Source organism: Novosphingobium sediminis (assembly GCF_007991615.1).
GTDB classification, from domain to species: domain Bacteria; phylum Pseudomonadota; class Alphaproteobacteria; order Sphingomonadales; family Sphingomonadaceae; genus Novosphingobium; species Novosphingobium sediminis.
Window position 1 is genome coordinate 119,134 of sequence record NZ_BJYR01000007.1, and the last position, 25,972, is coordinate 145,105.

General features: G+C 65.3%; 26 protein-coding genes and 1 other RNA gene. 18 read left to right on the forward strand and 9 right to left on the reverse strand.

From position 1 onward, the window contains the following. Positions 1 to 247 precede the first annotated feature (247 nt). From NSE01_RS05210 to rsmA, 3 genes are all read left to right on the forward strand, one after another. Positions 248 to 1,633, forward strand: a complete 1,386-nt coding sequence (locus NSE01_RS05210; RefSeq protein ID WP_147158576.1) for a peptidylprolyl isomerase — start codon at positions 248 to 250, stop codon at positions 1,631 to 1,633. A gap of 152 nt (positions 1,634 to 1,785) precedes the next feature. After that, complete coding sequence (gene pdxA / locus NSE01_RS05215; protein WP_147158577.1) at positions 1,786 to 2,796, forward strand: 4-hydroxythreonine-4-phosphate dehydrogenase PdxA; 1,011 nt, start codon at positions 1,786 to 1,788, stop codon at positions 2,794 to 2,796. Then, a complete protein-coding gene (rsmA, locus tag NSE01_RS05220; protein WP_147158578.1) occupies positions 2,793 to 3,623 on the forward strand; it encodes a 16S rRNA (adenine(1518)-N(6)/adenine(1519)-N(6))-dimethyltransferase RsmA in 831 nt (276 codons plus the stop codon). Before pdxA ends, rsmA begins: the two co-directional genes overlap by 4 nt. Here the strand turns inward: rsmA and NSE01_RS05225 are convergent. Next, complete coding sequence (locus NSE01_RS05225) at positions 3,613 to 5,805, reverse strand: PQQ-dependent dehydrogenase, methanol/ethanol family (protein WP_147158579.1); 2,193 nt, start codon at positions 5,803 to 5,805, stop codon at positions 3,613 to 3,615. The two genes, rsmA and NSE01_RS05225, sit on opposite strands and share 11 nt — an antisense overlap. A 227-nt stretch (positions 5,806 to 6,032) precedes the next feature. Here NSE01_RS05225 and NSE01_RS05230 point away from each other — a divergent pair, with 227 nt between their 5' ends. The 4 genes from NSE01_RS05230 to NSE01_RS05245 all read left to right on the forward strand — a co-directional run bounded on the left by NSE01_RS05230 (position 6,033) and on the right by NSE01_RS05245 (position 9,967). Next, positions 6,033 to 7,241, forward strand: a complete 1,209-nt coding sequence (locus NSE01_RS05230) for a hydrolase (RefSeq protein WP_147158580.1) — start codon at positions 6,033 to 6,035, stop codon at positions 7,239 to 7,241. A gap of 5 nt (positions 7,242 to 7,246) precedes the next feature. After that, entirely contained in the window at positions 7,247 to 8,290 is a 1,044-nt protein-coding gene (locus tag NSE01_RS05235; RefSeq protein ID WP_147158581.1) for an arginine N-succinyltransferase, read from the forward strand. Positions 8,291 to 8,301: 11 nt separating this feature from the next. Further along, positions 8,302 to 9,564, forward strand: a complete 1,263-nt coding sequence (locus NSE01_RS05240) for an N-succinylarginine dihydrolase (RefSeq protein WP_147158582.1) — start codon at positions 8,302 to 8,304, stop codon at positions 9,562 to 9,564. 157 nt (positions 9,565 to 9,721) lie between these two features. Continuing rightward, entirely contained in the window at positions 9,722 to 9,967 is a 246-nt protein-coding gene (locus tag NSE01_RS05245; RefSeq protein ID WP_147158717.1) for a hypothetical protein, read from the forward strand. A 199-nt stretch (positions 9,968 to 10,166) separates the two neighbouring features. Here the strand turns inward: NSE01_RS05245 and ssrA are convergent. Then, positions 10,167 to 10,531, reverse strand: a transfer-messenger RNA (tmRNA) gene (ssrA, locus tag NSE01_RS05250). 22 nt (positions 10,532 to 10,553) lie between these two features. Beyond that, entirely contained in the window at positions 10,554 to 10,985 is a 432-nt protein-coding gene (mscL, locus tag NSE01_RS05255; RefSeq protein ID WP_170233771.1) for a large conductance mechanosensitive channel protein MscL, read from the reverse strand. A 185-nt stretch (positions 10,986 to 11,170) separates the two neighbouring features. On the opposite strand from mscL, the gene NSE01_RS05260 reads away from it, so the two are divergent. Genes NSE01_RS05260 through NSE01_RS05285 form a run of 6 tightly spaced genes read left to right on the forward strand, consistent with a single transcriptional unit; the run spans position 11,171 to position 15,544 of the window. Beyond that, positions 11,171 to 11,851 (forward strand): LemA family protein, encoded by a 681-nt coding sequence (locus NSE01_RS05260; RefSeq protein ID WP_147158584.1) that lies wholly within the window; start codon positions 11,171 to 11,173, stop codon positions 11,849 to 11,851. A gap of 25 nt (positions 11,852 to 11,876) precedes the next feature. Beyond that, positions 11,877 to 12,665: a TPM domain-containing protein gene (locus NSE01_RS05265; RefSeq protein ID WP_147158585.1), complete on the forward strand. Its 789-nt coding sequence runs from the start codon at positions 11,877 to 11,879 to the stop codon at positions 12,663 to 12,665. 1 nt (position 12,666) lies between these two features. Continuing rightward, positions 12,667 to 13,335 (forward strand): TPM domain-containing protein, encoded by a 669-nt coding sequence (locus tag NSE01_RS05270; RefSeq protein WP_147158586.1) that lies wholly within the window; start codon positions 12,667 to 12,669, stop codon positions 13,333 to 13,335. Continuing rightward, complete coding sequence (locus NSE01_RS05275) at positions 13,332 to 13,880, forward strand: NUDIX hydrolase (protein WP_147158587.1); 549 nt, start codon at positions 13,332 to 13,334, stop codon at positions 13,878 to 13,880. Before NSE01_RS05270 ends, NSE01_RS05275 begins: the two co-directional genes overlap by 4 nt. Positions 13,881 to 13,899: 19 nt before the next feature. Next, entirely contained in the window at positions 13,900 to 14,679 is a 780-nt protein-coding gene (locus NSE01_RS05280) for an SDR family oxidoreductase (RefSeq protein WP_174811997.1), read from the forward strand. 25 nt (positions 14,680 to 14,704) lie between these two features. Then, positions 14,705 to 15,544 carry an EamA family transporter gene (locus tag NSE01_RS05285; RefSeq protein ID WP_218033249.1) on the forward strand — a complete coding sequence of 280 codons (840 nt, stop codon included), beginning with the start codon at positions 14,705 to 14,707 and terminating at the stop codon, positions 15,542 to 15,544. Positions 15,545 to 15,606: 62 nt separating this feature from the next. Here the strand turns inward: NSE01_RS05285 and NSE01_RS05295 are convergent, their stop codons facing one another. From NSE01_RS05295 to NSE01_RS05310, 4 genes are all read right to left on the reverse strand, one after another. Next, a complete protein-coding gene (locus NSE01_RS05295; protein ID WP_147158589.1) occupies positions 15,607 to 15,984 on the reverse strand; it encodes a VOC family protein in 378 nt (125 codons plus the stop codon). 14 nt (positions 15,985 to 15,998) lie between these two features. Then, positions 15,999 to 17,111, reverse strand: coding sequence for an S-(hydroxymethyl)glutathione dehydrogenase/class III alcohol dehydrogenase (locus NSE01_RS05300; RefSeq protein WP_147158590.1), 1,113 nt, complete (start codon positions 17,109 to 17,111; stop codon positions 15,999 to 16,001). A gap of 75 nt (positions 17,112 to 17,186) precedes the next feature. After that, positions 17,187 to 18,497 (reverse strand): MFS transporter, encoded by a 1,311-nt coding sequence (locus tag NSE01_RS05305; protein ID WP_147158591.1) that lies wholly within the window; start codon positions 18,495 to 18,497, stop codon positions 17,187 to 17,189. A gap of 160 nt (positions 18,498 to 18,657) precedes the next feature. Next, complete coding sequence (locus NSE01_RS05310; protein ID WP_147158592.1) at positions 18,658 to 19,134, reverse strand: Saro_0803 family transcriptional regulator; 477 nt, start codon at positions 19,132 to 19,134, stop codon at positions 18,658 to 18,660. A 99-nt stretch (positions 19,135 to 19,233) separates the two neighbouring features. On the opposite strand from NSE01_RS05310, the gene NSE01_RS05315 reads away from it, so the two are divergent. From NSE01_RS05315 to NSE01_RS05335, 5 genes are all read left to right on the forward strand, one after another. Then, positions 19,234 to 20,703 (forward strand): lignostilbene-alpha,beta-dioxygenase, encoded by a 1,470-nt coding sequence (locus NSE01_RS05315; protein WP_147158593.1) that lies wholly within the window; start codon positions 19,234 to 19,236, stop codon positions 20,701 to 20,703. Positions 20,704 to 20,768: 65 nt separating this feature from the next. Next, complete coding sequence (locus NSE01_RS05320; protein ID WP_147158594.1) at positions 20,769 to 22,001, forward strand: serine hydrolase domain-containing protein; 1,233 nt, start codon at positions 20,769 to 20,771, stop codon at positions 21,999 to 22,001. Further along, positions 21,998 to 22,459: a DUF3237 domain-containing protein gene (locus NSE01_RS05325; protein WP_246135044.1), complete on the forward strand. Its 462-nt coding sequence runs from the start codon at positions 21,998 to 22,000 to the stop codon at positions 22,457 to 22,459. Before NSE01_RS05320 ends, NSE01_RS05325 begins: the two co-directional genes overlap by 4 nt. A gap of 12 nt (positions 22,460 to 22,471) precedes the next feature. Further along, positions 22,472 to 22,825, forward strand: coding sequence for a hypothetical protein (locus tag NSE01_RS05330; protein ID WP_147158596.1), 354 nt, complete (start codon positions 22,472 to 22,474; stop codon positions 22,823 to 22,825). Positions 22,826 to 22,868: 43 nt separating this feature from the next. Then, complete coding sequence (locus NSE01_RS05335) at positions 22,869 to 23,207, forward strand: hypothetical protein (protein WP_147158597.1); 339 nt, start codon at positions 22,869 to 22,871, stop codon at positions 23,205 to 23,207. Here the strand turns inward: NSE01_RS05335 and NSE01_RS05340 are convergent, their stop codons facing one another. Both NSE01_RS05340 and NSE01_RS05345 read right to left on the reverse strand, forming a co-directional pair. Beyond that, on the reverse strand, positions 23,208 to 24,803 hold the full coding sequence (locus NSE01_RS05340; RefSeq protein ID WP_246135045.1) for an MFS transporter: 1,596 nt from the start codon (positions 24,801 to 24,803) through the stop codon (positions 23,208 to 23,210). Beyond that, entirely contained in the window at positions 24,800 to 25,852 is a 1,053-nt protein-coding gene (locus NSE01_RS05345; protein ID WP_147158598.1) for an amidohydrolase family protein, read from the reverse strand. Before NSE01_RS05345 ends, NSE01_RS05340 begins: the two co-directional genes overlap by 4 nt. Positions 25,853 to 25,972: the final 120 nt, after the last annotated feature.

The following is a 25,972-nucleotide window of genomic DNA, read 5'->3' on the forward strand; positions in this document are numbered from 1 at the left end:
CCGGAGCGGAGCAACGCTGGATTACCTCCGCCGCGGAAACAACTAGGAAATGGGGGGCAAATGAGCCATGGCTCCCCCTACTTTTCCTTCCGTTTTGCTTCCCACAACGTTGCAATCGGTCTATCGCCGCGTCACTCACCTCAGGTTCAGCCGAACCATGCGAGTGAGGGGCGGCAAATGGACCGCCTGGGGGGGCCGCACGGCGAATGCGCCGGGCGGAGTTGATAGACAGGATTATCGTACTGCCATGAAGACCGGGTTTCGCTTGCTCTCAGTTTCGGCGCGCGCCGCGCTCGCTCTCGGTGCCCTTGCCGTTGCAATCGCCCCCATCGCCCCGCTTGCCAGTGCGCAGACCTTGCCCGATCCGGCACCTGAAGACGGCTTGGCCGGCGGCGCGCTCAATCTGCCCGCCAACCCCACCATCTTCGGCAAGGCCGATCCCCACGTCCGCCGCGCCACCGCGATCGTGAACGGGGAAATCATCACCGGCACCGATGTCGATCAGCGCCTCGCGCTCATTGTCAGCGCCAACGGCGGCAAGGTCGCGCCCGAGGAAATGGACCGCCTGCGCCTCCAGGTCCTGCGCAACCTGATCGACGAGACGCTGCAGATACAGGAAGCCAAGGCCGCCAACTCCGATGTCGACGAGGAGGAAGTCACCCAGACCTTCAACCGCGTCGCACAGCAGAACTTCGGCCAGAACCCCGCCGCGCTCGAAAAGTACCTCACTTCGATCGGCTCGTCCTCGGGCTCGCTCAAGCGCCAGATCAAGGGCGAACTGGCATGGCAGCGCCTGCTCCGCCGCAACGTCCAGCCGTTCATCAACATTTCCGATGGCGAAGTCCGCGAAGTCATGGCGCGCATGAGCGCAGCCAAGGGCACCGAGGAATACCGCATCGGCGAAATCTACCTCTCCGCCACGCAGGAAACCAAGCCGCAGGTTCTGGCCAACGCGCAGAAGATCCTTGAACAGCTGAAGGGCGGCGGCAGCTTCGTCGCCTATGCCCGCCAGTATTCGCAGTCGTCGAGCGCCTCGGTCGGCGGCGATCTTGGCTGGATCCGGCTCGCCCAGTTGCCGCCTGAACTCGCCACGCCCGCTGCGCAGATGGCGCCCGGCCAGCTTGTCGGCCCGATCGAACTCGCGGGCGGCTATTCGCTGCTCTATCTGATCGACAAGCGTCAGGTCCTCACCGCCGATCCGCGCGATGCGATCCTCAGCCTCAAGCAGATCTCGATCGCGTTCCCCAAGGGCACCGCCGAAAAGGACGCTGCCGGCAAGGCCTCGGAATTCGCCAAGGTCGTCAAGGATATCAAGGGCTGCGGCGCTGCCGATACTGCTGCTGTGGCGCTCGGCGCAACTGTCGTCGCCAACGATCAGATCCGCGTGCGCGATCTGCCTACAGCGCTGCAGGACACGATCCTCAAGCTTTCGGTTGGTGAAACCACGCCGCCCTTCGGCTCGATCGAAGACGGTGTTCGCGTGCTCATGCTCTGCGGCCGCGATGATCCCAAGGTTGAAAGCGGCCCCAGCTTCGATGCCATCCAGTCGCAGATGGAAGACGAACGCGTCAACAAGCGCGCGCAAACCTACTTGCGCGACCTTCGCCGCGACGCAGTGATCGAATACAACTGAGGCCCTTACTCTTCGTCATTGCGAGCGTAGCGAAGCAATCCAGAGCGTCACGCAAGGCGCTCTGGATTGCTTCGCTACGCTCGCAATGACGAGGGGATTGATCTGGTCACAAACTCCTCACCCTCCCCCCGTCACTCTGCTAGTACCGCCAGATGAATGCCCCTCCTCTCGCGATCAGCCTTGGCGATCCAGCCGGCGTAGGCCCGGAACTCATCGCTGCCGCTTGGGCGCTCAGCGATGCCGAGGCGCTTCCGCCGTTCTTTGCCGTGGGCAACCGCGATCTGATCGCAGCGGCCGCCCAGTCGCGCGGCCTCTCGATCCCGGTCGTCGCCATTGCCGCGCCGGATGAGGCTGCCGCCGTCTTCCCTCATGCGCTTCCCGTCCTCGATGTTGGCGCCGCGCCCTACACGCCTGGCAGCCCCGACGATGCGGGGGCAGCCCTCGCCCTCCGCGCGCTCGAAGTCGCCACCAGCCTCGTCAAGCAGGGGGCGGCCAGCGCGCTCGTCACCGGCCCCATCGCCAAGAGCCGCCTTGCCCGCATCGGCTTCAACCAACCGGGCCAGACCGAGTTCGTGGCCGAAGCCTGCGGGATAACCCCCGAAAACGCCGTGATGATGCTCGCCGGGCCGCACTTGCGCGTGGTGCCGATTACCGTCCACGTTGCGCTCCATGCCGTGCCCGGATTGCTCACCGCCGAACTGATCCGCAGCCGATCGGCCATCGCCGCCGCCGCACTCACCCGCGATTTCGGCGTTGCCACGCCCCGCCTCGCCGTCGCCGCGCTCAATCCCCACGCCGGGGAAGACGGCCGCATGGGCACCGAAGACCGCGACGTGATCGTCCCCGCCATCGCCGCACTGCAGGCCGCCGGGATCGACGCGCGCGGGCCGCTTCCGGCCGACACCATGTTCCATGCCGAAGCCCGCGCCACCTATGACGCCGCGATCTGCATGTACCACGATCAGGCGCTCATCCCGATCAAGGTGCTCGATTTCGACGAAGGCGTGAACCTCACGCTAGGCCTTCCGATCATCCGCACTTCGCCCGATCACGGCACCGCTTTCGGCATTGCCGGCCAGAATGTCGCCCGCCCCGGCGCCACGATCGCCGCGATCCGCATGGCCGGCGAATGCGCCGCGCGCAGAGCCGCCAACGCCGCATGAGCAGCCTTCCTGACCTTCCTCCCTTGCGCGATGTCGTCCAGCGTCATGGCCTCATCGCCACCAAGGCGCTCGGCCAGAACTTCCTCTTCGACGAACAACTCCTTTCCCGCATCGCCGCCGTTCCCGGCGATCTCAAGGGCGCAAACGTTCTCGAAGTCGGCCCCGGCCCGGGCGGCCTGACCCGCGCGCTCCTGCGCCGCGGCGCGAACGTGACGGCCATCGAAATGGACCGCCGCTGCCTGCCCGCGCTTGCCGAACTTGCCGAGGCTTTCCCCGGCCAGCTCAAAGTGATCGAAGGCGACGCGATGAAGATCGCCCCCGCCGAACTGTTCGATGCGCCGTGGCACGTCGTCGCCAACTTGCCCTACAACGTCGGCACCGCGCTCTTCACCGGCTGGCTTTCCGGGCAGGACTGGCCGCCGCAGTGGCGCAGCCTCACGCTGATGTTCCAGCAGGAAGTGGCCGAACGCATCATCGCCGCCCCCGGCAGCGATGCCTATGGCCGCCTCGCCGTCCTCGCCCAGTGGCGCAGCAATGCCCGTATCGCGATGCGCGTCCACCGCAGCGCGTTCACGCCGCCGCCCAAGGTGATGTCGGCGATCATCCATGTCGAGCCTGCTGCGATGCCCGAAGGCGTCTCGGCACGGATGCTCGAACGCGTCACCGAAGCCGCGTTCGGTCAGCGCCGCAAGATGCTGCGCCAATCGCTCAAGGGCCTTCCCGGAGCGCTCGATGCCCTCGAAGCACTTGGCATAGACCCCCAGCGCCGCGCCGAAACGCTCAGCGTGGCGGAGTTTGTCGAAATCGCCCGGGCGCTTACGAAGTAGGCTTCTTCCCCCGCTGCGCCTCATACCCCTTGCGCTGCGTATCGATCAGGTAGGCGTGGATCGCTTCCACGTCATACTTGCTCACCATGTCGCCCAGCGGCGCCATGCCATTGCCCGCCAGCGCGCCGCCCAGCACGATATCGTTGAACATCCCGTGGATCTCGCGCGGGAGCCTCGAAAGGTCCGGTGTGATGCCGGGGCCGAACATGTGGCAGCGCGAACAGAACTCGGTGAACTTCGCCTCGCCATGCGCGATCTTCGCCGCTGTCGCCCGCAGCGGCGGCGGCGCGGGATAAGTGAACGGATCAGGCCGCAACTCCGGCTGCGGCACCGGCCCGCCGCCCAGCTTGAACACCAGAATGCGGTTGGTATTGCGGTTCTTGTAGGCAATGTCTGCCGGGGTGATCGGATAGCTGATCCCCACCCCGCCATAACCGACCTGCACCGCGATATATTGCACCCCGCCGATCCGATAGGTCATCGGCGCGGCCATGATATGCGATCCGGTCTGAATCGAGGCGAGTTGCGCCCCCGTCGTGGCATTGTAGACGCGCAAGGTGCCGTCCCCGCGCCCCTGCACCACGATATTGCCTGCCGTGGAAAGCACGCCCCCGTCATAGCCGCGATTGCGGTCGGAGGTGACCTGTTCCCACACCACCTTCTTGGCCACGGGATCCCAAGCCTTGAGCACTTCGCGCACCAGCGAGGTCTTGCCGCGCTCCTTCTGCAGCTCGGCCTTGGTCGGCAGCGGTCCGAACAGGCGGCTCAGCGTCGCCTCATCATACGTGTCGTCAGGGATGATCCCGTTGGCATTGAAGAAGCCTTCGAGATGCTCGAGCTTGCCCTTGTTCGCGGCCAGATTGACCATGACATTGGGCTGATCGACCGTCGGGATATAGACGAGCCCGGTCTTCGGGCTGAACGACATCGGGTTCCACGTGTGCGCCCCGGCCCATGAAGGGTAGACGTTCTTGGGCTTGGCCGAATAATCCGAAACCTCGGTAAACTGCGGGCGTCCGGTGGCAAGGTCCACGCCCTTGGCCCAGTTCACATAGGCAAACGGATCGGCGGCCAGCAGCTTCCCGGTCTTGAGGTCCAGCGTATAGAAGAATCCGTTCTTCGAGGCCTGCATCACCACCCGGCGCGTCTCGCTGCCGCCGACCGGCAGATTTGCGAAGACGAACTTCTGCACCGCGTCATAGTCCCAGGCATCGCCGGGCGTTTCCTGATAATACCAGTTCATCCGCCCCGACTTCGCGTTCACCGCGACGATCGAGGCGTTGAACAGGTCGTCATGCCGCTCCGCCGCGCTCTTCACCCGCGAATAGGGTGAGGCATTGGCGGTGCCGAACACGATCTGGTCGGTCTCGGCATCATAGGAAAGCCCGTCCCACACGGTGCCGCCGTTCTGATAGCGGCCATCGTGATCCGGTGCCCACGATTTCGCCGCCATCTCGAGTTCGGGATGCTCGAACGGCTGGCCCGGCGCAGGCGGCACCGTGAAGAAGCGCCACTTGAATGCGCCGGTCCTGATGTCCCACGCCGAGATATAGCCGCGCGTCGAACCATCGCCGAGGTCCGCGCCCGAATTGCCGATCACTACGGAATCGCCGGTCAGCAGCACCGCCCCGGTCGAGGCGTAGGTATAGCTGCTCTTGCCCCGGCCGATGATCGTGTCCGCCGTCCACTTTTCCGCGCCGGTCTTGGCATCGAGCGCGTGGAGCCGCCCGTCCTCGCTGGCGACGAACACCACCCCATCGCGCACCGCCACCCCGCGATTGACCGTATCGCAGCAGGCATTGCGTGCGGAGGCCGGATCGATGCCGGGATGGAATGTCCACAGCACCTCGCCCGTCGCGGCGTTCAGCGCATAGACGATGCCCCACACGCCGGAGGTATACATCACCCCATCAATCACCAGCGGCGTCGCTTCCTGCCCGCGCTCGGTGCCCATGTCATAGGCCCAGGCAAATCCAAGCTGGCCTGCGTTGGTGTCATTGATGTCGGCGAGCGCAGAGAACCACGTCCCCGCCTCATCCCCACCGACAAAGCGCCATTCATCCCCAGCCACCGGGTGCGTCGCCGCCGGAAAATCGGGCAGCCCCGCCTGCAGCGAGGATGTGGTGATGCCAAGGACGCACAGCAGACCAAGCAAGGGCCTGCGCAGATTGATCGGGACCATGGGGAAGAATTGTCACCCCAAACGCCTGCCCTGACAAGCGCCTATCACACCCCTCGTCATTCCCGCGCAGGCGGGAATCCAGAGCGGCAAACACAGCGTATCTGGCCCTGGATTCCCGCCTTCGCGGGAATGACGAAGCGTTCCGGGAAGCGCTCCGGTTGCAGATGAAACAATCCTCCACCGCTAGGGGTTCACCCCGGCGCACGGGCAGGCTAGAGCGGGGGCACATGGGAACACTTGCCGCCACCGAGGCCGCCCTCGTCGAGGGGATTGATGCTGCTCAGATGCTCGCGAATGTGGAGCAGTGGTGCGCCATCAACACCGGCACCCGCAACATCCCCGGTCTCGCCAGCCAAGCCGCGCTGCTGGCCGATGCGTTTGCTGAGCTGCCGGGCGAGGTTCGCCTTGTTCCCGCGGCTCCTGTCGAAGCCATCGCCGCCGATGGCCGCGCCGTCCAGATCGAGCACGGCGCGCACTTGGTACTCAGCGTCCGTCCCCATGCACCGCGCCGCTATCTGCTCACCGGCCACATGGACACCGTCTACCCGGCGGACCACCCGTTCCAGACGCTGACCTGGCTTGACGATGAAACGCTTGGCGGACCGGGCACGGCCGACATGAAGGGCGGCATCGCGGTGATCCTCGCCGCGCTCAAGGCCTTTGAAGCAGCCAGCCTCGTCTCGCCCTATGTCGGCTATGACGTGCTCATCAATTCGGACGAAGAGACCGGCAGCCTCGCTTCCGCTCCCCTCATCGCCGAACTCGCGCGCGCCAAGGCAGCTGCGCTGACCTACGAACCCTCCGCCCTCCCCGATGGCACGCTGGCCGGCGCACGCGGCGGCAGCGGCAATTATAGCGCCATCGTCACGGGCCGCTCTGCCCATGCCGGACGCAATCCGCAGGATGGCCGCAACGCCGTGGTCGCCGCCGCCGATCTGGCGCTCGGCCTCAAGGCGCTCTCGGGCGATGGCCTCGCCATCAATCCCGCCCGCATCGACGGCGGCTCGGCCAATAATGTCGTGCCCGATCACGCGGTCCTGCGCTTCAATATCCGCCCGCGCGGCGAAGAGGATGCCACGCGCTTCGCCGCCGCCATCGGACCTCTGCTGCGCGAGGTGGAACTGGCGCACGAAGTCAGCATCCATCTCCACGGCGGGATCAGCCGCCCGCCCAAGCCGCTCACGCCCGAGGCCGAAACGCTGTTCGAACTCGTCCGCAAGTGCGGTGCCGCGCTCGGGCAGTCGATCCGTTGGCAGAACTCGGGCGGGGTCTGTGATGGCAACAACATCGCCGCGCTCGGCGTGCCTGTCGTCGATACGATGGGCGTTCGCGGGGGGGCGATCCACTCGCCGCAAGAATACATGATCGTGCCATCGCTGGCCGAGCGGGCCGCGCTGTCGGCGCTCGTGCTGCACCGGCTCTCCGGAGGGGAATAACAACCGTGACCCATGTCATCCGCGCGGCCCGCGCCGCGGATCTCGAGCATCTGTACGAGATGGCCAAGCTGACCGGCGGCGGCTTCACCAACCTCCCGCCCGATCGCCGCGCGCTGACCGCGAAGCTGGAGCGCGCCGCTGCCGCTTTCGCCAACACCGAAGAGGGTGATCCCGAAGGCACCCGGGAAACCGGGCGCGATGAACTCTTCGTCCTTATTCTCGAGGACATGGCCACGCGCGAAGTGCGCGGCACCTGCCAGATCTTCACCCGCGTCGGGCAGACTTGGCCGTTCTATTCCTACCGCATGGCCACGCTGACCCAGCATTCCAAGGAACTGGGCCGCACCTTCCGCGCCGAGATGCTCAACCTGGTGACGGACCTTGAAGGTTCGAGCGAAGTCGGCGGCTTGTTCCTCCACCCCGGCGAACGCGCGGGCGGGCTCGGCATGCTGCTGGCGCGCAGCCGCTACCTGTTCATCGCGATGCACCGCAAGCGCTTCGCCGACCGCATCCTGGCCGAACTGCGCGGCGTGATCGACGAGCGCGGCGGCTCGCCCTTCTGGGACGGGGTTGCCGGCCGCTTCTTCGGCATGAACTTCCAGGAAGCCGATTATTTCAACGCAATCAACGGCAACCAGTTCATCGCTGACCTGATGCCCAAGCATCCGGTCTACATTGCCATGCTGCCGGAAACCGCGCGCTCCGCCATCGGCCTGCCGCACCCCAGCGGCCGCGCCGCGATGCGCATGCTGGAAACCGAGGGCTTCGCCTCCGAAGGCTATTTCGACATCTTCGACGGCGGCCCGACAATGACCGCGCGCACCGACAAGGTGCACTCGATCGCCTCGGCCAAGGCGGTGCCGGTAACGGAAGTGCGCGCGCCCGACGAAACCGCAGCCCGCGCCCTCGTCGCCACCGGCCGTCTTGCCGATTTCCGCTGCTGCTTTGCGCGGATCATGGCCGATGGAGACGGCATCGCGCTCGATCCGGACGCCGCACAGGCGCTTGGCGTCGGCCCGGGCGATACCGTCTGGCATGTGGCGCGCTGAAGGACGAACAAATGAGCAATCTGGTCGAGATCAACTTCGACGGCATCGTCGGACCCAGCCACAACTACGCCGGCCTCAGCCTCGGCAACCTCGCTTCGGCCAAGCATGGCGGCAACGTCTCCTATCCCCGCGCCGCTGCACTGCAGGGCTTGGGCAAGATGCGCCACAACCTTGGCCTCGGCCTCACGCAGGGCCTGCTTTGCCCGCTGCCGCGCCCCAACCACGGCTTCATCGCCGCGCTGGGTCTTGGCGAACCTGCGGATGAAACCGAACGCCGCCTGCGCGCGGCGGCATGGTCGGCCAGTTCGATGTGGACGGCCAACGCTGCCACCGTTTCCCCTGCCCCGGACACTGCCGATGGGCGCTGCCATCTGACGGCGGCAAACCTCGTCACCATGCCGCACCGCTCGCAGGAATGGCCCGACACCGTGCGCCAGCTGCGCGTGGCCTTTGCCGATCCCGCGCATTTCGCGGTCCACGATGCCGTACCCGCCTGCTTTGGCGATGAAGGCGCGGCGAACCACATGCGCATGGGCACGAGCCACGCCGCACCCGGCATCGAAATCTTCGTCTATGGCAAGCCCGGCGGCGCCTTCCCCGCCCGTCAGCACGAACAGGCGAGCCGCGCCGTTGCCCGCCTCCACGGGCTCGATCCGGCGCGCTGCCTTTTCGTCGAACAGTCGGGCGAAGCCATCGCTGCGGGCGCCTTCCACAACGACGTCGTCGCGGTCGCCAACGAGCGCGTGCTGTTCACCCACGAAGAGGCCTTTGCCGATCCCGAAGGCACCTACGCCGCGATCCGGCAGCGCCTGCCCGAAGCGGAGATCGTGGTCGTTCCCACCAGTGCAGTCAGCCTCGCTGACGCCATCGCCAGTTACCTCTTCAACGCGCAGTTGCTCACGCTTCCTTCGGGCGAGATGGGCCTCGTCATCCCGCTCGAAGCGTGGGAACACCCACGGGTGCGCGCGTGGCTCGACACGATGCTCGCCTCGAACGGCCCGATCCGCCGCGTTCTCCCGGTCGACGTGCGCCAGTCGATGGCCAACGGCGGCGGCCCCGCCTGCCTGCGCCTGCGCGTTGTCGCCGATCCTGTCACCGTCGATCCGCGCTTCCTCCTGACCGAGGCGCGCGCGGACATTCTGGAAAAGCTGATTGCCAAGGCCTGGCCGGAACAGATCGATCCTGTTGATCTCGGCAGCGACTCGCTTGCTTCCAGCGTGATTGCAGCGCGCGCGGCGCTGCTCGAAGCGCTGGGACTTTCCGAACTGGCCTGAAACGGCACGCATTGCCGCAGACGGGTTAAGCCGTGCTTTACCATGGCATGTCGCCGTGCTTTACAAGGCACAGGCTATGTCATGGGCGTAGCCCGTGCGATTGCTGATCTGGCACGAAGGTTGCGGAGGAAGTCCCGTGATGCAGAAAAAGCCTTCCCTGCTGCGCAAGATCAGCCGCCTGTTCATCATCAAGAACCGGTTCGAGGCCAGCGCCATCATCTACGCCCTCGCCTTGGGTTCGGCAGAGCGTGGACACATCTACCTTTCGCAATATCCGGGCGTCGGCGGCAAGCTGCTGTTCCTTGCCAGCTGCGTCGCGGTGTTCATGGCAGGCGCCAAGATCATGGACGCGATGAAGTACGAGCGGGAGGCCAAGGCGGCGACGGTTGAGGTCGAGGGTTGAGCGGCCCACCCCGCTGCGACTAGGTTCACTGCGTTCACCAAGTCTCGCGGCCCTCCCGCAAGCGGGAGGGCATACTTGGGCTTTCAGGAGACGCCAACCTGCTCCCCTTCCGCATACAGGAGGGGCCAAGGGGTGGGCAATCCCAGCGCTGATGAATGAAGGGTGGGGAGGTTCTGTTGCCCGGCCCTCCCCGAGCCGCTGAATTCCCTTCTGTTGCCCGGTGGGTTCAACCGCGCTTTAGCTTTGTAAGATCAGGCCGTTAAGCCGTCAGATTACGCCGCGAGAGCGAGTGCTTCGTTGTCGTTGGCACTTGTGGGTTTTGAGCCTTTAACGGGTTACTCAGCCCGGACGAAAACACCGCTTTTCAACACACGTCGATCCTAGTTCGGCCCCATCAACACCTCTGCGACAACAGAGCCCGGCCTGTTGCAGCCGGTGGTGATGGTGGAGCCGCCGGGTACCGCCCCCGGGTCCGCTGCGCCTATTATACGGTACACTTTATCGTCATAGCCGATCGAAACCGGCAGGGCCGATATAGGAGCGCAGCGGCGGAAAGGGAAGGGGCATCCCCCTTCCCTTTCAGATCTCAGCCCTTCTTCAGCGCATCGCGGATTTCGGTGAGGAGATCGACCTCGCTCGGGCCAGCGGGCGCCGCCGGAGCCTCAGGCTTCGCGGGCATCATGTTGTTGGCCGCGCGCACGATCTGGAAGATCACGAAAGCCATGAGCAGGAAGCTGATGATCGCGGTGACGAAAGCACCGTAGCCCAGCATCGGCACGCCCGCGGCCTTCAGCGCGGCATAGTCGGTCAGCGAGCCGGTGTAGGTATCGGGCACAGCGCCCAGCACCACGAACTTGTTGGTGAAGTTCACCCCGCCGGTCACCACGCCGATCACTGGCATGATCATGTCTTCGGTCAACGAGGTGACGATCTTGCCGAAAGCCGCGCCGATGATCACACCGACCGCCAGATCGAGCACGTTGCCGCGCGCGACGAAGTCCCTGAATTCTCCCATCATGCCCATGATTTATTCTCCCGTTAGGCATATTCACCCAGTCGCTTCGTGCCACTCGCAAACCTTTGTAACAAGTGGTCCGATGCTCCGATCCGGTGCAGCACTTGAACGGTCATGCCGAGGCGCTACATCTGTCGGCGATCCATCCCGCTGCCTGCGTGGCGGGGATCCATAGGGAACTCACTTCGATGGCCGCTTCGCTGCTTGCCCGCTTTTCCCGTTTCGCTTTCGTCGCCCTGGCCGCCGCTGGCCTTGCCGGCTGCGGGGTCAATGCGATCCCGACTGCCGAGGAAGCCGCCAAGGCCAAGTGGGCCGACGTGCAGAACCAGTATCAGCGCCGTGCGGACCTGATCCCGAATCTCGTCGCTACGGTAAAGGGTTATGCCAAGCAGGAGCAGGACACCCTGACCAAGGTGACCGAAGCCCGCGCCAAGGCCACTTCGGTGCAGATCAGTGCCGCTGATGTGACCGATCCCGACAAGATCGCGCAGTATCAGGCCGCGCAGGGCCAACTCTCGCAGGGCCTCGGCCGCCTGCTCGCCTCAGTCGAGGCCTATCCGGACCTCAAGTCGAACGCGAACTTCCTCGCGCTGCAGAGCCAGCTTGAAGGAACAGAGAACCGCATCGCGGTGGCCCGGCGTGATTACAACGAGGCGGTGCAGGCCTATAACACCACGATCCGCACCTTCCCCGCGATCATCGCCGCCAAGGTCGTCTATGGCGCCAAGCCGATGGTGCCCTTCCAGGCGACCACCCCCGGCGCAGATACGGCGCCTGCGGTGAGCTTTGACGGCCCGGCGGCACCGGCTGCGGCTCCGGCGGCGAACGACAACGCCGGGACGCCCGCGAGCAAGGCGGCGACGAACTGAGCCTCGGGGCGAGGAGCCCCCGGCCATGAAACGCCTTGTCCTGCTTCTGATCGCGGCGCTGGCCTTCCTCACGGGGCCAGCGTCTGCGCAGACTTTCCCCAAGCTTACCGGGCGCGTGGTCGATGAAGCGCACCTGCTGCAGCCTGATCAGATCGCCGCGCTCGATGCCAAGCTGGCGGGGCTGGAAACGCAGTCCCAGCGGCAGTTCGTGATCGCCACGATCCCCAACCTCGAAGGCTACGAGATCGAGGACTACGGCTACCGGCTCGGGCGCGCTTGGGGGATCGGCGACAAGCAGCGCAACGACGGCGTGCTGCTGATCGTCGCGCCGAATGAACACAAGGTGCGGATCGAAGTCGGCTACGGCCTCGAAGGCATCCTGACCGATGCGCTGACAAGCGTGATTATCCAGCGCGAAGTCGTCCCCCGCTTCAAGGCAAACGACTATCCCGGCGGCATCATGGCAGCCACCGACCAGCTGATTGCGCAGCTGCAACTGCCCGAGGACGAGGCGCGCAAGGTCGCGGCCAATGCCGAGCGGACGCAGCGCAAGGCCAAGGAGCCGCGGTTCGATTTCGGCACGATCGTGTTCCTCATCATCTTCTTCCTGTTCTTCGTCCTCCCCTTCATCCGCGCGATGCGGGGCGGCGGGCGGCGCTATGGTTCGCCCGGTGTGATGATCTTCCCCTCCGGTGGCTGGAGCAGCGGCGGGTCGGACTGGGGAAGTGGCGGTGGCTCCGATTGGGGCGGCGGCGGCGGCTTTTCGGGCGGCGGCGGCAGCTTCGGCGGCGGCGGTTCTTCGGGGAGCTGGTAACATGCTGACGGAGCAGGACCGCAAACAAATCGCCGAGGCGGTGTCGGCTGCCGAAGCCCGCAGCGCGGGGGAGATCGTCACGATCGTCACCCCGCAGTCGGACGCCTACCGCGATGTCGCGCTGGCGTGGAGCATCTCCATCGCCCTCCTCGCCCTCGCCGCGCTCGAACTCGCGCCGAACTTCTACCTTGGCCTGATCGAGCGCGTGCTCGGGCTCTGGGCGCATGAATGGACGCCGCGGCAAGTGTTCGGCATCGCGTTGACTGTCGCGGCGCTCAAGTTCCTCGGCATGCTGCTGATCATGGCGTGGCGCCCCTTGCGCCTCGCGCTCACCCCCGCGCCGATCAAGGCCGCCCGCGTTCACGCCCGCGCGCTCACCTGCTTCCGCATCGGCGCTGAGGGGCGGACCACCGGGCGCACCGGCATCCTGATCTACCTCTCGCTCGCCGAGCACCGCGCGGAAATCATCGCGGACGAGGCGATTGCCAGCAAAGTCGCGCCCGAAGTCTGGGGCGATGCCATGCATGCCCTGCTCGGCCCCATCCGCGCCGGGCATGTCGGCGAAGGCATGGTTGCGGCCATCGGCAAGGTCGGCACGGTGCTGGCCGAGCACCTGCCGCGCGCCGACGATGATGAAAACGAACTGCCAGACCGGGTGATCGAAGTATGAGCCTTGAAGACGAGTTCCGTGACCAACCCGAAGAGATCCGCTGGCAGGGCCGCTTCATCACCGCGAAAACGCGCGGACGCTGGGAGTATGTGAGCCGTGCGCGGGGCATCAAGGCGGCGGTGATCCTTGCGATCACGCCCGAGGACGAGGTCGTGCTGGTAGAACAGTTTCGCGTCCCGCTCGGCAGGCCGTGCGTCGAACTGCCCGCAGGCCTGATCGGAGATGACGCAGGCGGCGAAGGCGAGGAAGCCGCGACGGCCGCCATCCGCGAGCTCGAGGAAGAAACTGGCTACCATGCGGGCCGGATGGAAAACCTCGGCGAGTACTACTCCAGCCCCGGCATGGTCACCGAAGCCTTCACGCTGTTTCGCGCCTACGATCTTGAGCGGGTCGGTCCGGGCGGCGGCGTCGAAGGCGAAGGGATCACCGTGCTTCACGTGCCGCGCGCAGAACTGCCGCAGTTTCTCGAAGCGAAGCGCGCCGCCGGTTATGCCATCGACGTGCGGATGCTCATGCTGCTAAGCCCGCTCTGGTTCAAAGAATAAACGAGAGGATTGGGGCATAATGGGCAGAGTTGCAGGCAAGCTGGCACTGGTTACCGGCGCGGCACAGGGCCTTGGCGCGGCGCATGCAGCGCTGCTGGCGCGTGAGGGCGCCAAGGTGCTGCTCACCGACATCAACGGCGAAGGCGCCGCCGCGCAGGCCGAGGCGATCAACGCCGAACTAGGCGCAGGCACCGCATTCGCCATGCGCCACGACGTGACCAGCGCGGACGACTGGGATGCGGCCATCGCCATGGCAGCGGAGAAGCTCGGCGGCCTGTCCGTCCTCGTGAACAACGCCGGTGTCGGCGTGCGCGGCAATATCGAGACCTGCACGCTGGAAGACTGGCACCGCGGCTTTGCGATCAACGTCGATTCGGTATTCCTCGGCTGCCAGAAGGCGCTGCCGCTGCTGAAGGACAACCAGCCCGGCTCGATCATCAACATCAGCTCGATCGCCGGCCTGATCGCGTCCGACACGATGCCCGGCTACAACGCCAGCAAGGCGACGGTGTGGATGCTGACCAAATCGGTCGCGCTCTACTGCGCCAAGCGCGGGTGGGACATCCGCTGCAATTCGGTCCACCCGACCTTCGTCGACACCCCGATCCTCGATGGCATCAGCGCCAATGCTAACCTCACCAAGGAAGTGGTGATGGGCAAGCTCGCTCGCCAGATCCCGCTGGGCCGGGTCGGCGAACCGAACGACATCGCGAATGGCGTGCTCTATCTCGCCAGCGACGAGAGCCGCTTCATGACGGGCGCAGAGCTCAAGCTGGACGGCGGCATCTCGGCAATGTGAGCGGCCCCGCGCCGGGCCACCACGCATGATAGACTGGCCAGTCTTCGCGCTGATCCTGTTCGCGGCTTCGCTGCACGCGAGCTGGAACGCGTTCCTCAAGGGGAGCGGCGATACGCTGCTCTCGACGACGCTGGTGATGGGCGGGGCGGCGCTGATTGCGCTGGTCGCGCTGCCGTTCCTGCCAGTGCCTGCGCGGGCAAGCTGGCCCTATCTCGCCGTCTCGGCGCTGCTGCAGGTTGGCTATCTCGGCCTGCTGGTGCGGGTCTACCGCACGATCGACATGAGCCTCGCCTATCCGCTGATGCGCGGCTGTGCCCCGCTGGCGGTGGCGCTGGTCAGCCATTTCTGGCTGGGTGAGGCGGTCCCCGTGCTTGCGTGGGTAGGCGTGGGGACGATCTGCCTCGGCATCCTCGCGATGGCGGCGGGCGCGCGGGGTTCACTGAAGCCAGCAGGCCTTGCCGCCGCGCTGACCAATGCCTCGATCATCGCCGCCTACACCCTGATCGATGGCACCGGCGCGCGCGCCTCGGGCACGCCTGCGGCCTATACGCTGTGGCTCTCGCTGCTCACCGGCCTCGCCATGATCGTCTGGACGTTCCGCGCGCGCGGCCCCGCGGCTTTTGGCTACGTGCGCAAGAACTGGCCCATCGGCCTGTTCGGCGGGCTGGGCACGATCGTGTCCTACACCATCGCGCTCTGGGCAATGACGATGGCCCCCATCGCGATGGTCGCCGCGCTGCGCGAGACCTCGATCCTGTTTGCCACCGCGATTTCGGCGCTGGTGCTGCGCGAACGCGTCGGCCCGGCCCGCATTGCCGCCGCGGTCATCATCGCCTGCGGAGCAATGCTGCTGCGCCTTGCGTGAACGGCACGCATGAGAAACCCCCGCCGCCAGAGGCGACGGGGGCTCAAGGTCATGTCAAAAGATCAGGCGTTCGGGTTCGGCGCGAAGGCGCAGATCTTGTTGCCGTCCGTATCGCGCAGATAGGCGCCGTACTGCTTGCCGGGCGCGTTCTCGCGCACGCCGGGAGCACCTTCGCAAGTCCCGCCATTGGCAAGGCCCGCTGCGTGGAACGCATCGACCTCGGCAAAGGTCTTCGCGGAGAAGCCCTGCGTGAAGCCGTTCGACCAGGTGTGCGCTTCCCCGTTAAGGGGCGTGCGGATCATCAGCGCCCCAGCGGCCGAGGGGAACAACGTCCCGTTCGGCAGCGGCACGGCCTGATGGCCGAGCGCGCCCATCACCGCAGTGTAGAACGCGCGCGACTTTTCGACATCGTTGGTGCCGAGAACGGTATGGGTAAACATCAGTTCGCCTCTCCTTAGAACACGACGACCGAGCGGATCGACTTGCCCGCATGCATCAGGTCGAACGCAGTGTTGATCTCCTCGAGGCCCATGACGTGGGTGATCATCGGATCGATCTCGATCTTGCCCTGCATGTACATATCGACGATCTTCGGCACGTCGGTGCGGCCCTTGGCCCCGCCGAACGCTGTGCCGCGCCAGTTGCGGCCCGTGACGAGCTGGAACGGACGCGTGCTGATTTCCTTGCCCGCTTCGGCCACGCCGATGATGATCGAAGTGCCCCAGCCGCGGTGGCAGGCTTCGAGCGCGGTGCGCATCACTTCGGTGTTGCCGGTCGCGTCGAAGGTGTAGTCCGCGCCGCCGTCGGTCATCGCGACGATCATCGCGACCACGTCCTCACGGCTCATGCCCTTGGAATTGAGGAAGTCGGTCATGCCGAACTTGCGGCCCCATTCCTCGCGGTCGGGGTTGATGTCGACGCCGATGATCTTGTTGGCGCCGGCAAGTCGCGCGCCCTGGATCACGTTGAGGCCGATGCCGCCGAGACCGAAGATCACGACGTTGTCACCCACCTGCACCTTGGCGGTGTTGATGACCGCGCCGACGCCGGTCGTCACGCCGCAGCCGATGTAGCACGAGGACTGGAACGGCGCGTCTTCGCGGATCTTGGCGAGCGCGATTTCCGGCAGGACGGTGAAGTTCGAGAAGGTGGAGCAGCCCATGTAGTGGAACACGGTCTGGCCCTTGTAGCTGAACCGCGAAGTGCCGTCCGGCATCAGGCCCTTGCCCTGCGTGGCGCGGATCGCGGTGCACAGGTTGGTCTTGCCCGAGAGGCAGCTTTTGCACTGGCGGCATTCCGGCGTGTAGAGCGGGATCACGTGATCGCCGGGCTTCACCGAGGTCACGCCCGCGCCCACTTCGCGCACAATGCCCGCGCCTTCATGACCGAGCACCGAGGGGAAGATGCCTTCGCTGTCGAACCCGTCGAGCGTGTAGGCATCGGTGTGGCAGATGCCGGTCGCCATGATCTCGACCAGCACTTCGCCCGCCTTGGGGCCTTCCAGATCGAGCTCGACGATTTCGAGCGGCTTCTTGGCTTCAAACGCAACGGCGGCGCGGGTCTTCATGGGTAATCCTCCCCCGGGGAAAATGTCTGCCCTGCCGATAGGCAAAGCGGCGGCTTGGTTCAATCAGGTTCGGGCTCAATCAGCCTCTCTAAGAGCAAGCATGAGCATAAGCGCTGCGGCCATGACCGAACCGCATGCCATGATCGCCGAAACGGTGAACAGGCTGAGGCCGCCCGCGGTGAACAGCGTGCCCGCGAGGATCGGCGATCCCGCCGCGCCGATGCGCCCCGCCCCGATGGCAAAGCCGGTGCCGGTGGCGCGCACATGCGCCGGGAAGCCGTGAGCGAACGCGCTGTAGAAGCCCACGATCGCCGCATTGGTGGCAAAGCCGGTGCAGAACACGGCAAAGCGCCAGCCAACCAGCGTCGTATCGCTGCCGCCCAGCCCGAACACGACCACTGCCGCAGCGCCCAGCAGCAGCATCGCGATAGTGGGCCACTTGATACCGAAACGGTGCATCAGGAAGCCGAACAGCCCACCGCCGGTTGCCCCGCCGATGTTCGCCCAGACCAGCACGCTCGCGGCCTGCGGTGCGGCAAATCCGAAGTCTGCCACGATCTTGGGCGACCATTTGAGGATGTAGTAGAAGGTGATCGCGTGGAGCGAATAGCCCACGGTGAGGATCATCGTCGTGCCGATGAGGCCGGGCTTGAGGATATCAAGCAGGCTTGCCCCGCCCTTGCGCTCGTCCACCGGCGGCATCACAGTGATGCCGGGCAGACGCAGCTTGGCCATCGAAGCATTGATCCGCTCCAGCGCGCCTGCGGGCCGCCGCGCCAGCAAATAGGCCGGGGTTTCGGGCACGAAGAACCAGATCAGCGGAATGAACACCACCGTCGCGATCGCGCCGAACTCGAACACCACGCGCCAGTCGCCGCTCTTGAGCAGCATCGCGGCAATCGTCCCGCCGATGGTCGCGCCCAAGGGATAGCCGATCACCATCAGCGACATCGCAAGGCTGCGGCCCTTGGCGCTGGAAAGCTCCGCCGTGACGGCATTGATGGCAGCCAGCATGCCGCCGATGCCAAGCCCGGTGATAAAGCGCCACAGCCCCAGCATCTGCGGGTTCTGTGCGGTCGTCGCGAGCGCCATGCCGCTCGCCATCACGGCAAGGCAGCCAAGCATCGTCGGGCGGCGGCCAAACCGGTCAGCCGCGCCGCCGAGCAGGATCGAGCCGACCCCCATGCCGACGAGTTCCATCGCCAACACCACGCCCAGCGCGTCGCGCGCGATGCCCCATTCCTTGGCGATCCCCGGTGCCGCAAACGCGCTCGAAAGCACGTCGAACCCGTCGAGCGCGTTCAAGGCGATCATCAGCACGACGGCAATCCACTGCGCCGCGCTCATCGTCGTCTGGCGAATGATCTCGCGCGGATCATTGGTCATGGCAGTCATTCTCCCAGTGGGACGAGGCCGCCCCTTTTTCTCTTCTCTTCGTCACCCCGGACTTGATCCGGGGTTAGGCTTCTTGCCGCAAGCACCGCGCCAGCCGCCAACAGCCAAACCCCGGATCAAGTCCGGGATGACGGGTGTATGCTGGTCGTTTCTATTCATGAATTCGCGAAAGCAGTTCGATCAGCTGGCGCACTTCCTTGTCGCTGAAGCGGCTCTTCACCCAGGCCTCATGCTCGCCAATGGCTGCCTTGGCGCGCGCCAGCATGGCCTTGCCCGGCTCTTCCAGATGCAGCGCTTGCTTGCGGCCGTCCTTTTCCGAACGGTCGCGGCGCAGGAAATGCTTGGCCTGCAAGCGGTTGATGATCGCCATCGTCGTCGCGCGGTCCATGCGCAGGCGCTGCGCGAGGTCCGTCTGCGCGATACCCGGATGATCGTCGACCAGCCACAGCACCGAGACCTGCTTCTGCGTCAGATCGAGATCAGTGAACGTCTCGGTGAAGTGCCTGAGGCAGGCGCCGTGCGCGAGGCGGATGTGGAAACCCAGAATGTCCTTGATCGCGCCGATATCGGCATCGCCTTCCGGTGGAGGCGGTGCTGTCACAGCGTCGGCAAACTTGTCCTTGATCAATGCCGCATCCTCAATCGTGGCACTAGTTGCGCCTTGCCTATTCGTTAGCAACACTTACAATCATAACCCAAGCGAAAACGCGCGAAGAGAGGACTCCAGATGGCCCAATTCCCCTCAAGCCCAAGCTTCACCGGGTTCAACACCCCTTCGCGGATCGAGGCGGATATTGCCGACCTCGTGCACGAAGGCACGATCCCCAAAGAGCTAAACGGCGCGTTCTTCCGCGTCCAGCCCGACCCGCAATTTCCTCCGCGTCTGGGGGACGATATCGCCTTCAACGGCGATGGCATGATCACCCGCTTCCACATCCACGATGGCCAGGTCGATTTCTGCCAGCGCTGGGCGAAGACCGACAAGTGGAAGCTGGAAAACGCCGCTGGCAAGGCTCTGTTCGGCGCCTACCGCAATCCGCTGACCGACGACGAGGCGGTGAAAGGCGAAATCCGCGGCACCGCCAACACCAACGCCTTCGTTTTCGGCGGCAAGCTTTGGGCCTTGAAGGAAGACAGCCCCGGCCTCGTGATGGACCCGGCCAGCATGGAAACCCATGGCTACGAAAAGTTCGGCGGCAAGATGACCGGCCAGACCTTCACCGCCCACCCCAAGGTCGATCCGAAGAGCGGCAACATGGTCGCCATCGGTTATGCCGCCAGCGGCCTGTGCACCGACGACGTGACCTACATGGAAGTCAGCCCCGAGGGCGAGCTCGTCCGCGAGGTGTGGTTCAAGGTTCCTTACTACTGCATGATGCACGATTTCGGGATCACTGAGGACTATCTCGTGCTCCATATCGTCCCCTCGATCGGCAGCTGGAAACGGCTGGAGCAAGGCCTTCCCCACTTCGGCTTCGATACCACGATGCCGGTCTACCTCGGGATCATCCCCCGCCGCGATGGGGTGACGGATGCCGACATCCGCTGGTTCAAGCGCGACAACTGCTTCGCCAGCCACGTGCTCAACGCATGGCAGGAAGGCACGAAAGTCCACTTCGTCACCTGCGAAGCGAAGAACAACATGTTCCCGTTCTTCCCTGACGTTCACGGCGCGCCGTTCAACGGGATGGAAGCGATGAGCTACCCCACTGACTGGGTGGTCGACATGGCCAGCAATGGCGAGGACTTCGCCGAGATCATCAAGCTTTCGGATGCGATGGGCGAATTTCCCCGCATCGATGATCGCTTCACCGGACAGAAAACCCGCCACGGCTGGTTCCTCGAAATGGATGTGCGCCGCCCGGTCGAGCTCAAGGGCGGCAGCGCGGGCGGGCTCATCATGAACTGCCTGTTCCACAAGGACCTCGAAACCGGCGCAGAACAGCACTGGTGGTGCGGCCCCGTCTCGTCCCTGCAGGAACCCTGCTTCGTCCCCCGCAGCAAGAGCGCGCCCGAAGGAGACGGCTGGATCCTGCAAGTCTGCAACCGGCTGGAGGAACACCGCAGCGACCTCCTCATCTTCGATGCGCTCCAAGTGGCGAAAGGCCCCATCGCCACCGTGCAGATCCCAATCCGCCTGCGCTTCGGCCTCCACGGCAACTGGGCCAATGCGGCCGAAATCGGGTTGGCCGCCTGAAAGGGCTTTTCCAAGTCTCCGGTTATTGCTATTGGATATAACAATAACCGGAGAGGAAAAATAAGATGTCCGTTCGCTTCTGGCAGGCCGTTCTGGCTGCAGGCGTTGCCTTGGCCCCCATCGCCGCCTCGGCCCAGAGCGCAGCGCCTGCCGGCCCCTCCGCCGCCGTCATCTCGATGCGCGAGCAGTGGCTGAACCCGGCGGTCAACAGCTTCACCTTCCGCGATACCGACAAGGTGTTCGAAAGCCGCGCGGTGCCGCGTTCCGGCCCGGTTTGGCCGCTGGCCAATGGCGCGCCGCTTGCCATGCCAGCGCACAGCACGGGCAGCATGGCGATGGGCTATGATGGCTGGGCGGACCGCACCTTCACCAACGCGCTTCTGGTGATGAAGGACGGCAAGGTCGTCTTCGAGGACTATCGCAACAAGTCGGGCGCCGCCACGCACTTCATCTCGTTCTCGATGGCCAAGACGATCACCGCGCTGCTCGTCGGCATCGCGCTTGATGAGCACAAGATCCGCTCGCTGGACGACAAGGCGGGCGATTACGTCCCCGAACTCAAGGCAGGCGGCTACGGCGATGCCACGATACGCCAGATCCTCCAGATGCGCTCGGGCGTCGATTACGAGGAACGCTACGATTTCGGCGAGCATCCCAGCCTCGCCGCCACGATCCACATGAACGCGATCGTGCGCAACAAGATGCGCTTTGCCGATCCTGCCGTGACCATCGGCAAGAAGACCGTGCCCGGCAGCACGTTCAACTACGCCACGCTCGATACCGCCGTGCTCGGCTGGATTCTGGAGCGCGCGACGGGCGAGAAGCTGGAGACCTACACCGCCAGCCACCTCTGGGGCCCGCTCGGCGCTGAAACCGATGCGTTCTGGATGGCCGATGGCCCGCCGGGCGTGGGCCGTGCGCTCAATGGCATGGGCTACAACGCGGTGCTGCGCGATTTCGCGCGGCTCGGCCAGTTGATGCTCGATGGCGGAATGGCAAACGGCAAGCAGGTTGTCCCTGCCGGCTGGGTCAAGCAGATGACCACGATGATCCCCTTCACCCCGGTGCCCGGCCGCAAGACCGAGTTCGAGGGCTACGGCTACCAGACCTGGCAGGTCGACAAGGAACCCGGCGCGTTCAGCGCAGTCGGCCTTGCGGGGCAATTCATCTATGTCCATCCCAGCACGCGCACCGTGATCGTCAAGCTCAGCTACAACCCGCCGGTCGAACCCGAATGGCTGACCCCGGAAGTGCTGAGCTACTTCCACGCCATCGCCCACACGCCGACGCCGAAGTGATCAAACCCGGCCTCGAATTCGTCTACGAAGCGACCGGCGATCTCAAACCGCCGGTCGCCATCGGCACGACTTACGACGGCACCCGGCGGATCATCCCCATCCTTGGCGGCGGCCGCGTCGAAGGCCCGCGCATCAAGGGCAAGCTGATCGGCAATGCGGCCGATTGGCAACTCACCCGCCCCGATGGCGTGACTGTTGCCGATGCGATCTACGCGCTCGAAACCGATGACGGCGTGGTGATCCAGATCCGCAACAAGGGCCTGCGCCACGGCCCGCCCGAAGTCATGGCGCGGCTCGCAGCCGGCGAAGAGGTGGACCCCGCCGCCTACTATTTCCGCACCGTACCCGAATTCATCGCGCCCGATGGCCCGTATGACTGGATGAATCGCTCCATTTTCATCTGCTCTGGCGCGCGCTATCCTCTCGGTATCAAGCTTTGGGTTTGGCGTGTGCTGTGAAGGAATGATGCAATGGCCCGTGCCGACCGTCTCGAACGCCTCGACCGCCGCCGCGAGGGGCTGGAAGCGGACTACCGCGAGGCGCTGATTGCGGCATTGAAGGAAACCGCCGCGGGCAATTGGGGCCTGTTCGATCACCGTCAGGACCGCCACGACCGTGCCCGCGCCGCCAAGGCCGTCGCCGAACTGACCGACCTTGCTGAAACCATCGCGGAACTGCGTGAGCAGCTGATGATCGACGAGCCCTTCGCTCTCCATGAACAGTTTCTCGCGGCGCGCGGCCCCGTTCGCGCGCAAGCGGTGGGCGAACCCAAGCAGGCGCGGGCCTGGCTGGAACGGCTGGCCGCTGAGGCCGAACCGGGCTAGGACCGCCCCGGCGCAATCCTGCCGCTGAACCAAAGGCACACGCATGGCCCGCAAACACAACAAAGGCGGTTGGCGCGACGACGATGAGGACGAGGCTTCGGCGGCCCCGCCCCCGGTCCCCTGCTGGCTCTGCGGCCGCCCCTGCGGCGAAACCTTGGTGTGGCACCACCCCGTGCCCAAGAGCCGCGGCGGACGCGAGACGGTGCCGATGCACCCGATCTGTCAGAACACCCTGATCGCGAACTTCACGAACTCGGAGCTGCAGCGCGCCGGGATGGACGCCAGTCAGCTGCTGGCAAACCCAACGATCCGCAAGTTCGTCGATTGGGTGGCGAACAAGGACCCTGATTTCAACGCGAGCATCGCGAAGAAAGGGCGGTAGCTAACCCGCCGCCCGCGCCAGCAGCCCCTGCTCGTCGCGCTCGGCCCGGCGCGCGATCAGCAGCATCAGCACCGCGATCGGCACGGCAGCGCACTGGATGCTCAGCATCGCCAGCCGCAGATTGCCCGTCGCATCGGAGAGCAGCCCGACCACATAGGGCCCGATGCCGAGACCGAGGATCGTCATAACCAGCAGGTAGAGGCTCGAGGTCAGCCCGCGCATCCGGGGCAGCACCTGCTCGTACATGATTGCATAGAGCGGCGGCATCCAGCCGGTGAGGATGAAGCTGTAGGGCAGGAAGCGCCAGAAGAACGTCTCCGCGTCGGGCGCGGTATAGACCCACAGCGACATCAGCGGCGATGCGGCCATCGCAAACGCTGCCACCCCCGCGCGGCCAGATCCGGGATAGCGCTTCTGCAACCAGTCCGAGAGCGGCCCCCACAAGAGCGGCCCGACAATGCCCATGCCCGCAGAAAGAAAGCCGAACTTCAGCGCCGTCTCGCCCAGCGAGAGGTGGTAGGTACGGATCAGGAATGTCGGGTTGAAGGCCATCATGCCGTAGTTGATGACTGATTGCAGCGTGCCGACCGCCATGCACATGATCGCGGTGGGCGAGCCGCGCAGCACCCGGCTCGCCTGCGGATCGGAGAGGCTGACGCTCTGCACCAGATTGACGATGACGATGAGGCCCAGCCCGATCACACCCCATTGCAACGCGTGGGGATTGATCGCCACACTGCCGAACACCAACGGCGGGCGCGGCGCAATCGCGGTGCTGGCGACCGTCAGCGCTACCATCAGCGCCGCAATCACCCCGATAGCCACGAAATTGCGCGCGATCATCGCCGCACTCGCCTTGCGGGCGCGCATCACGGCCAGATGGAAGCCCGGCATCACCGCGCCCAGCATCTCGAAACTGGCGGCGAAGGGCCGGGGATCGGGCGGGGTGGCGATGCCGTCCATCACACCGCGCTCCGGCTCGCGCAGGCCCCACAAGAACGCCGCCAGCACGAAGCCGGGCGCCGCCGCGACAAGGAAAGCGAACTGCCAACCCCTGAGCGAGGCACCGGGATGCGCCACATCCCACCACTGCGCCGCCAGCCCGCCGAGGATCAGCGAACCGCCCAGCCCCAGCGCAATGGCAGAGGCCATCACCGCCATCACGAACCCGCGCTGCTGCCGCGGCCAGTAATCATAGAGCAGCGAAGTGCCAGCCGGAGACGTCGCCGCCTCGCCGATCCCGACGCCGAGCCGCGACAGCGCGAGCATCGCAAAGCTGGTGGTCAGCCCTGCCAGCCCCGTCGCGGCAGACCAGAACAGCAGGCTGATCGCGAGCAGCTTCGTGCGCACCCAGCCATCCGAAAGCCGCCCCACCGGCAGCGAGAACAGCGCATAGAACAGCGCGAAAACGGTGCCGTAAAGCAGCCCCATCTCGGCATCGCCGACGCCGAGGTCTTTCTTGATCGCCGGCGCAAGGATGGCGAGGATCTGCCGGTCGAGCAGGCTCATCGCCTGCGTCAGCGCCAGCAGTACGAGCGCATAACGCCCGCCCTTGGCAACAACAGTGGGAAGGCTGGGCGTGCCGGCCTCGCTCACAGCTTGAACCAGCGCTCGGCGTTGGTCTGGAAGAACTTCTTCTTCGTTTCCGGGCTCATGTCCATCGCATCCATCGCGCGCACTTCATCCGCCACATACTGGTAGGGATAGTCCATCGCGTAAAGCACGCGGTCCTCACCCACCACCTCCTGGCAGAACTTGATCGCAGGCTCCCACGCCATGCCCGAATTGGTAATCAGCACATTGCTGCGCATGTATTCCGCGATGGACTTCTTTAGCGGCTTCATCCGCTCGTACCGCTGCGAGCGCACTCCCGCCTGGTGCATGTAATCCAGCCGGTAGAGCCAGTAGGGCAGCGCCTCGCCCATATGGCCGACCATGATCTGCAGGTCCGGGTACTTGTCGAAGATGCCGATGGTGATGAGACGCAGGAGGTGCATTCCCGTCTCGACGCCGAAGCCGAAGATCGCCCCGTCTAGCCCGCTCTCCAGCATCGGCCCAATCATGCTGTCTGGCGGCGTCGCCGGATGAATGTAGAGCGGCTGGCCCACATCGCACAGCGCGCGGAAGATCGGATCGAACTTCGGATCGTCGAGATACTCGCCCTGCGTATGGCTGTTGATCTGGATACCCTTGAAGCCCAGCTCGCTGGCCCCACGTCGGATTTCCGCCGCCGACCATTCGGGATCCTGCGGCGCGACGGTGCCCAGCCCGATAAAGCGGTCCGGATACTTCGCGCAGGCCTCGGCCAGCCGGTCGTTGGCCCGCGCGGCGATTCCCTTGGCCTCGTCCACATCGAGCATCGGCTGCACGCCCGGTGAGGTCAGCGCGAGGATCGCCTTGTCGATGCCGGTCGCATCCATGTCGGCTATCCGCCGCTCCCCCAGATCGAGCAGCCGCTCCATGATCTGCATCGCGCGTTCCGAAGGGCTCTGCGCATAGAAGCCCCACAGCGAGACCATGCCCTTGTCCGCCTGCCCATCGCGGATCATCCGCAGGAACACGTCGATCTGCTCCTGCACGGCGAAGGCTTCTTCGGTGGCAATGCGCAAGTACCCCTGCGCGCCGCCGGTCTTGAGTTCGGTCATGTCATCCTCTTCCGCGTTCGTTGCGCGTTATGCTTCGACAAGCTCAGCATGAGCGGGCGTGGCTGTTTGAACCAAAAGAAAACCGCTCGTGCTGAGCTTGTCGAAGCACCAAACCCAACC

Excerpts from the sequence above, each read along its gene's own strand:
- NSE01_RS05275 (WP_147158587.1), top strand. The coding sequence starts at position 13,332 with ATGAGCCTTGAAGACGAGTTCCGTGACCAACCCGAAGAGATCCGCTGG.
- NSE01_RS05230 (WP_147158580.1), top strand. The coding sequence starts at position 6,033 with ATGGGAACACTTGCCGCCACCGAGGCCGCCCTCGTCGAGGGGATTGAT.
- NSE01_RS05345 (WP_147158598.1), bottom strand. The coding sequence starts at position 25,852 with ATGACCGAACTCAAGACCGGCGGCGCGCAGGGGTACTTGCGCATTGCC.
- NSE01_RS05285 (WP_218033249.1), top strand. The coding sequence starts at position 14,705 with ATGATAGACTGGCCAGTCTTCGCGCTGATCCTGTTCGCGGCTTCGCTG.
- NSE01_RS05320 (WP_147158594.1), top strand. The coding sequence starts at position 20,769 with ATGTCCGTTCGCTTCTGGCAGGCCGTTCTGGCTGCAGGCGTTGCCTTG.
- NSE01_RS05300 (WP_147158590.1), bottom strand. The coding sequence starts at position 17,111 with ATGAAGACCCGCGCCGCCGTTGCGTTTGAAGCCAAGAAGCCGCTCGAA.
- pdxA (WP_147158577.1), top strand. The coding sequence starts at position 1,786 with ATGAATGCCCCTCCTCTCGCGATCAGCCTTGGCGATCCAGCCGGCGTA.
- NSE01_RS05225 (WP_147158579.1), bottom strand. The coding sequence starts at position 5,805 with ATGGTCCCGATCAATCTGCGCAGGCCCTTGCTTGGTCTGCTGTGCGTC.
- NSE01_RS05335 (WP_147158597.1), top strand. The coding sequence starts at position 22,869 with ATGGCCCGCAAACACAACAAAGGCGGTTGGCGCGACGACGATGAGGAC.
- NSE01_RS05305 (WP_147158591.1), bottom strand. The coding sequence starts at position 18,497 with ATGACCAATGATCCGCGCGAGATCATTCGCCAGACGACGATGAGCGCG.
- NSE01_RS05265 (WP_147158585.1), top strand. The coding sequence starts at position 11,877 with ATGAAACGCCTTGTCCTGCTTCTGATCGCGGCGCTGGCCTTCCTCACG.
- NSE01_RS05295 (WP_147158589.1), bottom strand. The coding sequence starts at position 15,984 with ATGTTTACCCATACCGTTCTCGGCACCAACGATGTCGAAAAGTCGCGC.
- NSE01_RS05270 (WP_147158586.1), top strand. The coding sequence starts at position 12,667 with ATGCTGACGGAGCAGGACCGCAAACAAATCGCCGAGGCGGTGTCGGCT.
- NSE01_RS05210 (WP_147158576.1), top strand. The coding sequence starts at position 248 with ATGAAGACCGGGTTTCGCTTGCTCTCAGTTTCGGCGCGCGCCGCGCTC.
- NSE01_RS05240 (WP_147158582.1), top strand. The coding sequence starts at position 8,302 with ATGAGCAATCTGGTCGAGATCAACTTCGACGGCATCGTCGGACCCAGC.
- rsmA (WP_147158578.1), top strand. The coding sequence starts at position 2,793 with ATGAGCAGCCTTCCTGACCTTCCTCCCTTGCGCGATGTCGTCCAGCGT.
- NSE01_RS05260 (WP_147158584.1), top strand. The coding sequence starts at position 11,171 with ATGGCCGCTTCGCTGCTTGCCCGCTTTTCCCGTTTCGCTTTCGTCGCC.
- NSE01_RS05330 (WP_147158596.1), top strand. The coding sequence starts at position 22,472 with ATGGCCCGTGCCGACCGTCTCGAACGCCTCGACCGCCGCCGCGAGGGG.
- mscL (WP_170233771.1), bottom strand. The coding sequence starts at position 10,985 with ATGATGGGAGAATTCAGGGACTTCGTCGCGCGCGGCAACGTGCTCGAT.
- NSE01_RS05280 (WP_174811997.1), top strand. The coding sequence starts at position 13,900 with ATGGGCAGAGTTGCAGGCAAGCTGGCACTGGTTACCGGCGCGGCACAG.
- NSE01_RS05315 (WP_147158593.1), top strand. The coding sequence starts at position 19,234 with ATGGCCCAATTCCCCTCAAGCCCAAGCTTCACCGGGTTCAACACCCCT.